Origin of the sequence: Streptomyces sp. NPDC001536, from assembly GCF_042894505.1 — a bacterium.
Lineage (GTDB): Bacteria > Actinomycetota > Actinomycetes > Streptomycetales > Streptomycetaceae > Streptomyces.
This window is the reverse complement of the sequence record NZ_JBIAVQ010000002.1, coordinates 628,243-641,116: the sequence shown is the minus strand read 5'-3', so window position 1 is coordinate 641,116 and position 12,874 is coordinate 628,243. Positions and strand designations below refer to the sequence as shown.

11 protein-coding genes and 2 pseudogenes are annotated in these 12,874 nt (G+C 72.7%); 4 read left to right on the top strand and 9 right to left on the bottom strand.

The window, feature by feature from the left end; genetic code table 11:
* Nucleotides 1-6: 6 nt before the first annotated feature.
* The 4 genes and pseudogenes from ACFY0U_RS07965 to ACFY0U_RS07950 all read right to left on the bottom strand — a co-directional run.
* Nucleotides 7-428, bottom strand: a pseudogene (locus ACFY0U_RS07965) (hypothetical protein); the annotation flags it as partial.
* Nucleotides 416-769: pseudogene (locus ACFY0U_RS07960) on the bottom strand (adenylyl-sulfate kinase); the annotation flags it as partial. The pseudogenes ACFY0U_RS07960 and ACFY0U_RS07965, both read right to left, overlap by 13 nt.
* An 85-nt stretch (nucleotides 770-854) precedes the next feature.
* Nucleotides 855-1,667, bottom strand: a complete 813-nt coding sequence (locus tag ACFY0U_RS07955) for a PaaX family transcriptional regulator C-terminal domain-containing protein (RefSeq protein WP_388631878.1) — start codon at nucleotides 1,665-1,667, stop codon at nucleotides 855-857.
* A gap of 15 nt (nucleotides 1,668-1,682) precedes the next feature.
* Nucleotides 1,683-3,275, bottom strand: coding sequence for an AMP-binding protein (locus tag ACFY0U_RS07950; protein WP_388631875.1), 1,593 nt, complete (start codon nucleotides 3,273-3,275; stop codon nucleotides 1,683-1,685).
* A gap of 323 nt (nucleotides 3,276-3,598) precedes the next feature.
* Here ACFY0U_RS07950 and ACFY0U_RS07945 point away from each other — a divergent pair, with 323 nt between their 5' ends.
* A complete protein-coding gene (locus ACFY0U_RS07945) occupies nucleotides 3,599-4,825 on the top strand; it encodes an acyl-CoA dehydrogenase family protein (RefSeq protein WP_388631872.1) in 1,227 nt (408 codons plus the stop codon).
* Nucleotides 4,822-5,220 (top strand): RidA family protein, encoded by a 399-nt coding sequence (locus tag ACFY0U_RS07940; RefSeq protein ID WP_384166916.1) that lies wholly within the window; start codon nucleotides 4,822-4,824, stop codon nucleotides 5,218-5,220. Before ACFY0U_RS07945 ends, ACFY0U_RS07940 begins: the two co-directional genes overlap by 4 nt.
* A gap of 10 nt (nucleotides 5,221-5,230) precedes the next feature.
* Here ACFY0U_RS07940 and ACFY0U_RS07935 read toward each other — a convergent pair whose 3' ends face one another.
* Nucleotides 5,231-5,413, bottom strand: a complete 183-nt coding sequence (locus tag ACFY0U_RS07935; protein WP_388631868.1) for a DUF5999 family protein — start codon at nucleotides 5,411-5,413, stop codon at nucleotides 5,231-5,233.
* A 237-nt stretch (nucleotides 5,414-5,650) separates the two neighbouring features.
* Between ACFY0U_RS07935 and ACFY0U_RS07930 the strand changes: the two genes are divergently transcribed.
* Nucleotides 5,651-6,073, top strand: coding sequence for a DUF6299 family protein (locus ACFY0U_RS07930; RefSeq protein ID WP_388631865.1), 423 nt, complete (start codon nucleotides 5,651-5,653; stop codon nucleotides 6,071-6,073).
* 231 nt (nucleotides 6,074-6,304) lie between these two features.
* Here ACFY0U_RS07930 and ACFY0U_RS07925 read toward each other — a convergent pair whose 3' ends face one another.
* From ACFY0U_RS07925 to ACFY0U_RS07910, 4 genes are all read right to left on the bottom strand, one after another.
* Nucleotides 6,305-7,291, bottom strand: coding sequence for an Lrp/AsnC family transcriptional regulator (locus ACFY0U_RS07925; RefSeq protein ID WP_388631862.1), 987 nt, complete (start codon nucleotides 7,289-7,291; stop codon nucleotides 6,305-6,307).
* Between the two features lie 89 nt (nucleotides 7,292-7,380).
* Nucleotides 7,381-8,766, bottom strand: a complete 1,386-nt coding sequence (locus tag ACFY0U_RS07920; protein WP_388631859.1) for an aldehyde dehydrogenase family protein — start codon at nucleotides 8,764-8,766, stop codon at nucleotides 7,381-7,383.
* Nucleotides 8,766-9,920, bottom strand: a complete 1,155-nt coding sequence (locus ACFY0U_RS07915) for a phenazine antibiotic biosynthesis protein (protein ID WP_388631856.1) — start codon at nucleotides 9,918-9,920, stop codon at nucleotides 8,766-8,768. Before ACFY0U_RS07915 ends, ACFY0U_RS07920 begins: the two co-directional genes overlap by 1 nt.
* An 8-nt stretch (nucleotides 9,921-9,928) precedes the next feature.
* The gene (locus tag ACFY0U_RS07910) at nucleotides 9,929-10,951 is read right to left on the bottom strand and encodes an MDR family NADP-dependent oxidoreductase (RefSeq protein ID WP_388631853.1); all 1,023 of its coding nucleotides are present in this window, start codon (nucleotides 10,949-10,951) and stop codon (nucleotides 9,929-9,931) included.
* Nucleotides 10,952-11,342: 391 nt separating this feature from the next.
* Here ACFY0U_RS07910 and ACFY0U_RS07905 point away from each other — a divergent pair, with 391 nt between their 5' ends.
* Nucleotides 11,343-12,794 (top strand): MFS transporter, encoded by a 1,452-nt coding sequence (locus tag ACFY0U_RS07905; RefSeq protein WP_388631851.1) that lies wholly within the window; start codon nucleotides 11,343-11,345, stop codon nucleotides 12,792-12,794.
* The last annotated feature ends 80 nt before the right edge of the window (nucleotides 12,795-12,874 follow it).

The window sequence follows — 12,874 nt, the reverse complement described above, 5'->3', positions numbered from 1 at the left end:
CGGGAGCTAGACCATGCCCGCCGTGAGAGTTGCCCCGTCCGCCGGGTCGACCAGGATGAACGCACCGGTGCGCCGGGAGACCGCGTAGTCGTCCACGGCGAGCGGCTCGGCCGTGCGCAGCGTGACTCGACCGAGGTCGTTCGCGCTCAACTCCCCGGCGCCGTCGAGGTCCTTGACGATCGCCTTGACCGTCCGTGTCGTGTGCCGCACCAGCGCGCGGTCGCCGACCCGCAGCGGACGGTCGGCCAGATGGGAGACGGCCGCCCGACACCGGCGGTGATCATGTCGCCGCGCGAGACGTCCCCCTGGTCCGCGAGACGCACCGCGATCGACCGCGGCGCGTACGCCACCTCGGCGGGGACGCCGAGCACGTCGATGCCGGTGATCTCGGAGCTCGCGCCGGAGGGGCGGACCGTGACCCGCTCGCCTCGTGCCGCTTGCGGACGGCCTCGCGGCTGTCGGCGTAGGGCGCGATGACGGGGACGACGGACAGCACGCCGTTGCGCGCGAGGACCTCGGACACCAGCCCGATGCGCTGCACGTTCGTGGTGCGGTCCGCCCGCGAGAAGCCCAGCCCCGCGAAGAGGAAGCGGCGTATCTCGTCGCCGTCGAGGACCTCCACCCGGTGCCCCTCGGCCTTCAGCCGCTCACCGAGACGGCGGGCGATGGTCGTCTTGCCCGCGCTCGGCAGCCCGGTGAGCCAGACCGTGGCTCCCTGAGCCCTTGCCGTGGTGGTCATGCGCAACAGTCCTCTTCCTTGCCTTCGGGCGACCTGAGGGACCCTAGGTAAGAAACTTGAGAAGAGGGGCGGAGGAACCTGAGGGTTCCCTTAGCCGCCTGTGTTGTGCGTGCGGTCACACCCCGGCGAAGCCGGCCCCCGCGTCCCGCAGCCGCCGGTGCAGTCCCCGGAACACCGCCGCCGAGCGGCTGCCCGGCCAGTCCTCCGGGAGCAGCCGGGCGGGCAGGCCGGGATCGGCGTAGGGGAGATGGCGCCAGGAGTCCAGGGCGAGGAGGTAGTCGCGGTACGCCTCCTCGGGCGGGGTGTCCTCGCGCTGCTCCCACTGCGACAGCACGCGCGCGTGGCGGTCGAGGAACTCCTCGTGCTCCTTGGCGATCGCCGCGAGATCCCACCAGCGGGCCACGGACTCGGCGGTCGGGGCGTAGCCGAGGTGCTCGCCGCGGAAGAAGTCGACGTACGGGTCGAGGCGTAGCCGCTGGAGCACGTGCCGCGCCTCCTCGTACAGCCGCGCGGGCGCGATCCAGACGCCCGGTGCCGCGGTGCCGAAGCCGAGACCGGCCAGCCGTGAGCGCAGCACATGCCGCTTCTGCCGCTCCGACTCCGGCACGGAGAACACGGCGAGCACCCAGCCCTCGTCCTCGGGCGGCTCGACGGCGTAGATGCGCCGGTCGCCGTCCTCCATCAACTGGCGGGCGTCCGGCGACAGTTCGTACCCGGCCGCGCCCTGTATCGTGCGGGCCGGCACGAGCAGCCCGCGCCGTTTGAGTCTGGACACCGACGACCGCACGGAGGGGGCGTCCACGCCCACCGCCGCGAGCAGCCGGATGAGCTCGGCGACCGGTACCGGGCCGGGCACGAAGCGGCCGTAGGCGCCGTAGAGCGTGACGATGAGAGACCGTGGTGCATGCTGGTCGGACACGTTGATCATCTTAGGTCGTCGGCATCACTGCTGGTCACCCCCGGTGCGCAACCTGAACCTCTGGAGCTTGCCGGTCGCCGTGCGCGGCAGCGCGTCCAGGAAGACGATCTCGCGCGGACACTTGTACGGCGCCAGCTCCGCCTTCACGAACGCGCGCAGCGTCTCGGCGTTCCGCTCGGCGCCCTCCTTGACCACGGCGTACGCCACGACGACCTGCCCGCGTGCCTCGTCCGGCCGCCCCACGACCGCGGCCTCCACGACGTCCGGGTGGCGCAGCAACGCGTCCTCGACCTCGGGGCCCGCGATGTTGTACCCGGCCGAGATGATCATGTCGTCCGCGCGGGCGACATAGCGGAAGTAGCCGTCGCCCTCACGGACGTACGTGTCCCCGGTGATGTTCCAGCCACCGCGCACGTACTCGCGTTGCCGCGGATCGGCGAGATAGCGGCAGCCGACGGGCCCGCGTACGGCGAGCAGACCGGGCTCTCCGTCGGGCCGGTCCTGCCCCTCCTCGTCGACCACGCGCGCGTGCCACCCCGGTACCGGCACCCCGGTGGTCCCCGGCCTGATCTCCTCGTCGGCCGCCGAGATGAAGATGTGCAGCAGCTCGGTCGCGCCGATGCCGTTGATGATGCGCAGCCCGGTCCGCTCGTGCCAGGCCTGCCAGGTGGCCGCGGGGAGGTTCTCGCCGGCGGAGACACAGCGGCGCAGGGAGGTGATGTCGTACCCGTCCAGCTCGTCGAGCATCGCGCGGTAGGCGGTCGGAGCGGTGAACACGACGGAGACCCGGTGGGCGGCGATCGCGGGCAACAGCTGCTTGGGACCGGCCTGTTCGAGCAGCAGCGCGCTGGCGCCGGCCCGCATCGGGAAGACGACGAGCCCGCCGAGCCCGAAGGTGAACCCGAGCGGCGGGCTGCCGGCGAAGACGTCGTCCACATGGGGGCGCAGCACATGCCGCGAGAAGGTGTCGGCTATCGCGAGCACATCCCGGTGGAAGTGCATGCAGCCCTTGGGGCGCCCGGTGGTGCCGGAGGTGAAGGCGATCAGCGCCACGTCGTCGGCGGCGGTCTGCACGGCGGGGTACGGCGTGTCCGGGGCCGTCCGGTTCAGCAGGTCGTCGGGCGCGTCACCGCCGTACGCCGTGATCCTGAGCCCCGGTATCTCGGCCTTCGCCAGGTCGTCGACCGCCCGGATGTCGCACAGGGCGTGCCTGACCTGCGCGATCTCGCACATCGTCGCCAGCTCGTGCGGCCGCTGCTGTGCCAGTACGGTCACCGCGACCGCGCCCGCCTTCAGCACCGCCAGCCAGCAGGCCGCGAGCCAGGGCGTGGTCGGGCCGCGCAGCAGCACACGATTGCCGGGTACGACCCCGAGGTCCCCGGTGAGCAGATGCGCGAGCCGGTCGACGCGGGCGCGCAGGGTGCCGTACGTCCAGGTGTCCCCGGTGGGGGTGTGGAACACCGGGTCGTCGTCGGGTGGGCCGGTCAGCAGCTCGGCGGCACAGTTCAGCCGATCGGGGTACCGCAGTTCCGGCAGATCGAAATGGAGTTCGGGCCACTGGTCCGGGGGCGGGAGATGGTCGCGCGCGAAGGTGTCGACATGCGCCGAGAGGTTCATGGCGGTTCGCCCCCTGCCTGGTAGGGCTGCCTTGTGGGCTTCGTGGGTGGCCTAGGGCCTGCCCGGCGGACCATGCCGGCGTCGCGGGGTCTGGCACGCACATCTGCGGCGTTGTCGTCGGTTGCCGACGCTCCGCGTCGCCGCCCTCCTCCGCCTTGCAGCTGCACGCACCAGACCCCGCTCGGGTCGGTCGGCCCGCACTGTTCGTCGCGGCCGGCCTGGTCCGCCGGACAGGCCCTAGCACAAGGAGCGTATCGTCTTGGTGACGGCAGTCAATGGGACGCGATATCGTCGAAGGGCCCAGTGGAGAGAGGGGACCGGCAATGCCCGCATTCTCGCTCGATCCGGCACAAACCGCCTGGTGTGCGGAGCTGCGCGCCCTGGCCGCGGAGCGGTTGCGTCCGCTGGCGGAGAAGGGCGAGCCGGGCCGCGTCAACCGCCCGCTGGTCGCCGAACTCGGCCAACTGGGCCTGCTACGACGACTGTTCACCTCCGGCGCGCTCGACCTGTGCCTGATGCGGGAATCCCTCGCATACGCCTGCACGGAGGCGGAGACCGCGCTCGCCTTGCAGGGACTGGGCGCCCATCCCGTACACGCCTACGGCACCCCGGCCCAGCGGGACCGCTGGCTGCCCCCGGTGAGCGAGGGTCGCGCGGTGGCGGCGTTCGCCCTGAGCGAGCCGGGTGCCGGGTCGGACGCGGCGGCGCTGGGGTTGCGAGCGGAGGGGGACGCGGCGCCCGGCGGCGGGTCGGGCGCGGGCGACCCCGGCGTCGTGGCCGGTGTCGGTGCCCGGCCGGAAGCGGCGGCCCTCGGTGCGGAGCCCGACGGTCCCTCACGTTGGCGGCTCACCGGGGAGAAGTGCTGGATCTCCAACGCCCCCGAGGCCGACTTCTACACCGTCTTCGCCCGTACCACCCCCGGCGCCGGCGCCCGCGGTGTGACCGCCTTCCTCGTGCCCGCCGATCGTCCCGGACTCACCGGTACCGCCCTCGAGATGCTCTCCCCGCACCCGATCGGCGCCCTCGGTTTCGACGCCGTGCCCGTGACCGCCGACGACGTCCTCGGTGAGCCCGACCGGGGCTTCCGGGTGGCGATGGGGACCCTCAATCTCTTCCGTCCCAGCGTCGGCGCCTTCGCCGTCGGCATGGCGCAGGCGGCCCTGGACGCGACCCTCGCCCACACCGCTCAACGGGACGCGTTCGGCGGCAAGTTGAGGGACCTCCAGACGGTCGCCCACCGGGTCGCCGAGCTCGCGCTGCGCACCGAAGCGGCCCGCCTCATGGTGTACGCGGCGGCGACGGCGTACGACGAGGGCGCCCCCGGCGTCCCCAAGCGCGCCGCGATGGCGAAACTGCTCGCGACCGAGACCGCGCAGTACGTCGTGGACGCCGCCGTCCAACTGCACGGCGCCCGCGCCCTCCAGCGTGGCCACCTCCTCGAACACCTCTACCGCGAGGTACGCGCACCGCGCATCTACGAGGGGGCCAGCGAGGTCCAACGCGGCATCATCGCCAAGGAGTTGTACGCGGAGACGGAGGCGCCCCAGTGAGCACCGAGCGCGTGAACCCGCCCCATCTCTCCCCACCCGCCGGCTTCTCCCACGCCGTCGTCGCCACCGGCACCCGCGTGGTCTTCCTCGCCGGCCAGACCGCCCTCGACACCGACGGGAAGGTCGTCGGGGAGGGGCTCGTCGAGCAGTTCGAGAGGGCGCTCACCAATCTGCTGGGAGCACTGACCGCGGCCGGCGGCACCCCCGCCGACCTCGCCCGCGTCACCGTCTATGCCACGGATGTCGCCGACTACCGCACCCGAGCCGCCGAACTCGGGGGCGTCTGGCGGAGGTTGGCGGGCCGGAACTACCCCGCGATGGCCGTCGTCCAGGTCGTACGCCTGTGGGACGAAGAGGCGCTGGTGGAACTCGACGGCTTCGCGGTCCTGCCGTAGGTACCGGGAGTCAGGCCGCCATGGCCAGTCGCTCGACCGGGCCCACGGCACTTCCGTCCGGCCGCAGCTCACCCGTGTCGTCGAAGACGATCGCCCCGTCGCACAACAGGCTCCATCCCTGCTCGGGGTGGGCGGCCACGACATGCGAGGCGCGGGCGTCGGAGGAAGGGCACGAAGGCTGGTGGGAACACATGGCGCACCTCCACATCGGAGGACGATCCGTACGGATCGTCCGTATGGATAGACCATGCTCCCGCCGGGAACTCATCGGAACGGCCGGACGCCAACCGTGACAACACGCGGACAACACCAGGACCGATCCACGATGACCGCCGCGGACTCGCCACCGAAGGAGTGACGATCACGCCCGACGGAGCGCCCGACCGGTACGAGTGGGGAATCCTGTTCCGCTCTCCCGGAAGGCATCCCCATGCCCGTACGCCCCGCCATCGCCGTCTCCGTCGCCGCGCTGCTCCTGATGGCCGCGGCCCCCACCGCCACCGCGGACCCCTACGAGACGGTCACCGTCGACCCGGCCGGCCGCATCGCCGCCGACGGCACGGTCACGCTCTCCGGTACCTACCGCTGTCTCGGCAACTCGGGCCCGGTCTTCGTGAGCTCCTCCGTGGGCCAGAAGTCCCCGTCCGTCCGCCACGGCATCGGCGGCACCCAGGCCGTGTGCGACGGCGCCGAACACCGCTGGGAGAACACGGGCAAGCCCACGCCCGGAGCGCTCGAGCCGGGCGCGGCCCACGTAGAGGCCACCGTCATGGAACTCGCCCCCCAGGGCGGCCTGCCCCTGCCCCGCTTCCACGCGTCCCGGCAGCAGGACGTCACGCTGACCGAGGGCTGACCGCCAGCCAGGCGGTGAGCGCCCACCGCCAGTGAAGCGTGTGCAGTGGCCCCGAACCGGCCCTGCCGCCGTGCGATGTCCAGCGCGCGTACGCACAGCCGGTGGTGGTCGCACCGGCCGCGCCCCCGCCCGAACGGCGCCCGGACCGGTCTCCGAGCAGCAGCCGGTCCCGCGCGGCGGCCCGGTAGCCGCCCACGACATGCGGCTCGGGTTCTGCCTCGGCGGTCCGGTTCAGGCGTGGCGGGCCGTCGGTCCCGGGGGGCGGATCGGGCCGACGGCCTTGAGGGTTCGTAGGACTGGGGCTGTTTCCAGGGTGCGGATGGTCTTTACCGCGCCCAGGCCGTGGGTGAGGTACTGGTAGAGGGCCGGGGTGTCCGGGCAGAGGGCGTGGGCCACGAGGTTGGTGGGGCCGGTGGTGTGGGCCACGAAGGCGAGTTCGGGGTGGTCGGCGAGGGCGGTGGCGACCTCGTCCAGATGGGCCGGGGCGACCGCCATCCACAGCAGGGCCCGGACGCTGCCGCCCAGCAGCGCCGGGTCGATCTCGATGTCGAAGAAGACCGCCCCGCAGGCGCGCAGATGGTCCAGCCGGCGGGAGACCGTCGCCGGGGACCAGCCCGTGTCGACGGCGAGCTCGGCGACACCGGCCCGCCCATCCCGTCGTAGCGCGTCCATCAGGGCGTGGTCGGCGGGGGAGAGCTGCACCCGGTCGTGGCGCTCGGGCGGCCTCGCCCCGGCCAGCATCCGCTGCTGCCGTGCGGTCAGGGCGTTGGCGCTCATCCGCCACGGGGTGCGCCAGCCCAGATAGGTGTGGAGCAGGTGGTGGGCCGATACGGCGGTCAGCCCCACGCTCGGCGGCAGTTCGTGCAGCAGCAGCGAGTGCCCGTGCGCCATGCCCAGCGGAGTCTCCAGCACGGCGACGATCTCGGTGCCGCCGCCGGTGAGGTAGACCCAGGACGTGTCCGCGCGGCGCACCAGGGCGTGGGCGAGGTCCAGGGCGGTCTCGGGCTCGGCGGTCAGCCGCAGCAGCCACTGCTCATGGCCCGTCAACTGCGGGTCAGGGAGCCCCACGACCCGTAGCGCCGCCTGCTCGCGCAGCCGCTCGTAGCGCCGCGAGACGGTCTGCGGGGACACCTCCAGGACGGCGGCCAGCTGGGTGAAGGAGGCGCGTCCGTCGATGTGCAGCGCGTGGATCAGGGCGCGGTCGAGTTCGTCGAGCATGCGCACACCATCCTTCACGCGGCCTGGGGCGGCAGGGCGGGACACGGCCGCCGACGGGGACACAGCGCCCTCCCCGCCGGCGGGGTCGGTCAGTCGCGGATCACCGACTTGCAGCGCATCAGGAAGCCGGCGAGATGGTCGTCGTGCGGCAGGCCCGACTCCATCCGGTACGTCGGATGGTCGCCCACGTACACGTTCCCGATCGAGGGCTCCTCGACCAACTCGGCCACCAGCCGGTCGTCGTGCGTGATCGCCGTGAGGACCAAGGAGTCCCGCAGCGGCCCGGCACCGGCCTCGCGCGTCCAGGGCGCGACCCACACACAGGGGAACGGCAGCTCCACCGCCGTCTGCGGCGCGCCGGGCCCGTCGAGCTGGTGGACGGCGGCCCGCAGGACGGCGCTGCCGTCGCCGAGCTCGTCCAGGACGCCGTCACCGCCGAGCCACGCCCTTGCCCCCTGAGCCCGGTGCAGCAGATGCGCTTCGAGCGCCTTGGCGGTGGCGAGCGGCTGGACGGGGAAGACCGCGGCCGGGTCCTCGGGCGGCAGGCTCGGTACGGCCGCCAGCCGCTCGGCGAGCGCGGCGCACAACGGGGCGGGGTCGCCCTCCACGAGGACGGCCGTCGTGTTGACGCAGCCGGTGCCGCCGTGACCGCTCACCGAGGCGACGATCGTGTCGAGATGTTCCCGCCAGTCCACCTCCCGGGTCAGCAGGACCTTCGACCGGCCCGGACCCTGCGGCAGCACCGAGGGATCTGCGGCGTACTTGCGCACCACGTCCTCGCCGCCGTACACCAGCCCGAGATCCGCGCCCCGCAGCAGCGCGTCCGCAGTGGTGTGGTCGGTCGGCAGCAGCGCCACCTGGTCGTCACCGAAGCCGGCCGCGCGCAGGGCGCCGACCAGCCGGTGCGGGGTGAACGGCTCGCGCCTGGACGGCCGTACGGCGACCCGGTAGCCCAGCGCGAGCGCTTCGGGCCACAGACTGTGCGGCCCGGGATGGTTGCCGGCCGCGTGCACCGCGAACACGTTCCCGCGCCGCACCCACACCGCGCGCCCGCCGCGGGTCAGCGGATCGTCCCACCGGTGCACCGCGCCCGTCGGCCGCGCCTGCTCCACACTGTGGTGGGCCTTGCGCAGCCGCGCCGCGATGGCCGTGACGGTGGCCCGCACCACGGAGATCGGCGTGCCGCCGACCCGGCTGACCCGGTGGGCGTACGCCTCGGGCGTCAGGCCGTCGAGTGTGCCGCTCTCGAAGAGGTCGGCGGCCCGGCCGATCATGCCGATCCGCTCGTCGGGCAGCGGGGACACGGCCCGGTGCAGGGCTTTGAGCGTCCGGTCGACGAACAGGGGTGGTACGAGGCTGAGTTCGGCGCTCTCCCGGCCCGCGACGTCGGTCACGGACAGCCGGTTGCGGGCCCGGTAGGCGCCCAGGGCGCCCAGGGCGTCGAGCGGGACCACCTCGGAGCCGGTCCCGGCCATCAGTACACGCCCTCGATCACGGCCTCGTTCTCGAAGGTCGCCACGGGCGCGATGTCGGCCACCGCGTCCCCCACCTGCCCGTCGAGCGGCTCGATCCGGGTCGCCGTGTCCCGCTCCAGGTTGTTGGGCAGGAAGAACGACTTGCTGACGTGGTGCACCAGCACCCGCCCGCGGTCCCCGTACCCGACCGGGCGCAGGGTCCCGGGGTCGACGACGGAGAACGTGACGTACGGGCTGTACGGGTCGAAGACGCACCCCGCGTCGTCCGGCAGCCCGGGGCGCTCGCCGGCGAAGCCCAGGATCATGGTGCTGCCGTAGTTCCCGCACAGGACGGTGTCGGGGAAGACCTCGGTCTTGTAGAGGTACCGGGAGTCGGGGTCGAGCTGCGTGCCGCCCCAACGGATCGCCCGTACCTTCTCGTTGACCAGCTCGGCCAGGTCGTCCCGGCGGGCGATGCGTTCGAGCAGCGGCGGAGTGACCGTCAGGACGCCGATGTCCTGGGTGCGCAGCACGAACGCGGCCTGGTCGACGAGGTGTTCGGCGTAGGCGTCCGCGTCGGCCCGGCGTCCGGCGGCGATCAGCTTCTTCACCCATCGGGGGTCGAGGTCGAGGGTGAAGCCGTACCGCCCGTGGGTCGCTGCGGACCTGCGGAAGTACTCGCCGACGATGTGCGGACCGGTCGGCACCAGACCGAGCCAGTCGACATCCCGGGGGAAACCGTGGGCGTCGAGGTTGAGGTTGCTCCAGTGGAGCATCCGCTCCAGCCAGTCCCGCAGCAGGACCACCCGCTTGGGCGCGCCGGTGGTGCCTCCGCTCTCGAACACCCCCACGACATCGGGGTGTTGGCCGTATCCGCGCGGTACGAGGTCCTGTGCGGGCACGTCCCGCAGCGCGGCCGTCAGCGGCGGGAACAGTGTCAGGTCCGCGTGGGTACGGATGTCGGTGAGCGGGTCGAAGGGCAGGCTCTTGGCCTGCTCCAGCCAGAACGGCGACCCCGTGTCGGGATCGAAGTGCCACCGCATCGCGGCACGGATCAGTTCGTCCGGCTCCGGCCGGACATCGAGGGGGAGATCGAGGATCTCGGTGGCGGAACGCGGCACGGGGACTCCTGACTCGATGAACTCGACGGACACGTACGGGGGTTGGCGGCTCACGGCTCTCCTCACAGCTCCACGACGACGGCGCCGACGTGCCGTCCCTCGATCACCTCCAGGAGGGTCCGCGGACCGTTCTCGATGCCCTTGACCCGCACATGGGGGAAGGTGATCTCCCCCGCCCTGAGCCAGGCGCCGAACCGCGCGGTCCACTCGTCCTTGTCGTCGTAGTCGTCGGAGCTGAAGCCGCGCATCTCGATCCGCTTGTGGATCAGCGGCAGCGAATCCAGCTCCACGGGCGCCGCGGTACCGGGGCCGCCCGCGTCCAACTGGCCGGACAACGCCCCGACCAGCACGAACCGGGCACCCGGACGCGCCGCCTCGACGGCCGCGCGCAGCTGCTCCCCGCCCACGTTGTCGAAGCAGACGTCGATCCCGTCGGGCGCCGCCTTCGCCAGCTGCTCCGCGAGCGGGCCCGCACCCCGCACCACGACGGCGTCGTAACCGAGTTCGGTCCGCAGCCGCTCGGCCTTCCGCGGCGAACCGGCGCTGGCGACGACCCGTCCGGCCCCCAGCCGGCGCGCGATGAGTCCGGCCATCGAACCGATGCCGCTGCCTCCCGCGGTGACGAACACCGTGTCCCCGGGCCGCAGTCGCACGCCCCGGGTCAGTGCCGCGTACGCCGTCCAGCCCTGTTGCAGATGGGCGACCGGATCCGGCAGCACCGCGGGGTCGAGACGGGTGCACTCGGCGGCCGGGACCACGGCGTACTCGCGCCAGCCCAGCCAGTGCGAGACCAGGTCGCCCGGTGTGAGGCCGCTGTCCTCCGGGGCCTGGACGACCTCGCCGATCGCCGCGCCGACCAGCGTGTCCCCGGCGTCGAGCACCGGGAAAGGGGTGTCCTGGGTGGCGCCCGCGATGAGGATGCGCAGGGTGGCGAAGACGTGGAAGAACCGGTTGCGCACCAGCACCTCGCCCTCGCCGGGCGGTACGACGGGACTCTCGACCACGGCGAAGTGCTCCGGCCGGGGCAGCCCGGTCGGCTTGGTGAGGAGGCGGACTTCTCGCTGGGTGGCGGGCAGGGCTGCCATGCACGCTCCTGAACAGGGTGAACGTAAGGGAGTGGACACCCGGAGCACCGAGGGCGGCCGGGGGACTCCAGCGTGAAGTGATCACGTACGGCCGCTCCAGTCGTGGTGGCGTACTGGAGCATTTCTTCCATGGCGGGCGTCCTGGTGAAGGAACCTCACACCGCGCGTCCGATGCCCCGCACGGACGACGCCGGTGCCGACGAGGTGCGTGCCCGTGGTGGCGGTGGCGGAAATCGACAGTGCGGGCGGCCCCGATGGAAGGAATCCACCATCTCCCGGCGCCGGCTGGAGCACCCCCTTCTCCCCCGCCCACGCTGAGTCGTGGTCGGTCCCGACGCCCCGCCGACCGGGGCCGGGCCGGCGTGTCGACAACGGTGGAGAGGAACTCCCGATGACTGCTGAGCGTGTGCTGACGCCGACACCCACGGCGTACCGATGGCGGTGGCTGGCGCTCACCGCCCTGCTGCTCGGTGAGGCGATGAACCTGCTGGACGCGACCATCGTGCAGGTCGCCGCGCCCAGGATCCACGCCGATCTGGGCGGGTCGGTGTCCGACATCCAGTGGTTCACGACCGCGTACACCCTGCCGTTCGCGGTGCTGCTGATCACCGGTGGCCGGCTGGGGGACATCGCGGGCCGCAAGCGGCTGTTCGTGATCGGGGTCACCGGCTTCATGGTCGCGTCCGCCGCCTGTGCCGCGGCGCCCTCGGTGGGGCTGCTGATCGCCTTCCGGGTGGTGCAGGGGGCGGCGGCGGCCGTGATCATCCCTCAGACCATCGGTCTCATCAAGACGATGTTCGCCGGGCCGGAGATGTCCAAGGCGCTGGGCAGCATCGGTCCCGTGATGGGCCTCGCGGCCGTCTGCGGGCCGGTGCTCGGCGGGGTGCTCACCCACGCCGACCTGTTCGGTTCCTCGTGGCGTGCGGCGTTCCTGGTGAACGTGCCGGTGTCGCTGCTGGTGCTGGCGATCTCGCCCAAGCTGATGGAGAACCGGGCGCCCGAGCGGCCCACCCTCGACGTGACCGGCACGCTGCTGGCGATGGCCGGCATCGGACTCGTCGTGTACCCGCTGATCGGCGCGGACCTGACCGCCCTGTCCGGGTGGAGCTGGGCGGCCATCGCGGCCGGGCTGTGCCTGCTGGTCGTGTTCACCGTGCACCAGCGTGGGGTGGCCGCCGCCGGGCGCAGTCCGCTGGTGGAGCCGAGCCTGTTCGCCCACCGCGGTTTCCCGGCCGCGCTGGTGACGTCCACGGCCTTCTTCGCCGTCACCAACGGGCTGATGATGGTCATCGTGCTCCAGCTCCAACTCGGTCTGGGCACCGACGTGTTGAAGGCCGGTCTGACGCTCGCCCCGTGGTCGGTGGGCCTCGCCGTCGCCTCCTGGGTGGCCGGCGCCCACCTGGTCAAGCGGTACGGCCACCGCATGATGTCCCTCGGCCTCGCGGTCCTGCTGGCCGGCGCGCTCGCGGCCATCGCCGTCTACCACGCGGCCGATCCGCACCGGTACCCGACGCCGCTCCTGTGCGCACTCGGGGTCGTCGGCATCGGCGTGGGCCTCTTCAGCCCCGCCTTCTTCACCCTCGCCCTCGCCCCCCTCCAGCCCCAGGAGATCGGCTCCGCCGCCGGCCTCCTGAACGCCGTCCAGCAACTGGGCGCCACGCTCGGCGTGGCGATCCTCGGCAGCGTGTACCTGAGCAGCGCGGACACCGGCGGCGCCGCGGCCGCCCTGCACGCCGTCCAACTCGCCTTCTGGGTCGCCGCGGCCCTGGTCGTGGTCAGCTTCGTCACCAGCCGGTCGATGGTGGACAGGGACGCGGGGGCAGGTGCGGGGGCGGGTCATTGAGCAGCCCCCTTCACGGGGAGACGTGGGAATACGGGCGGCGGTCTTCGGGCCGCCGCCCCGTGGTGCGCGAGGGTCCGCGG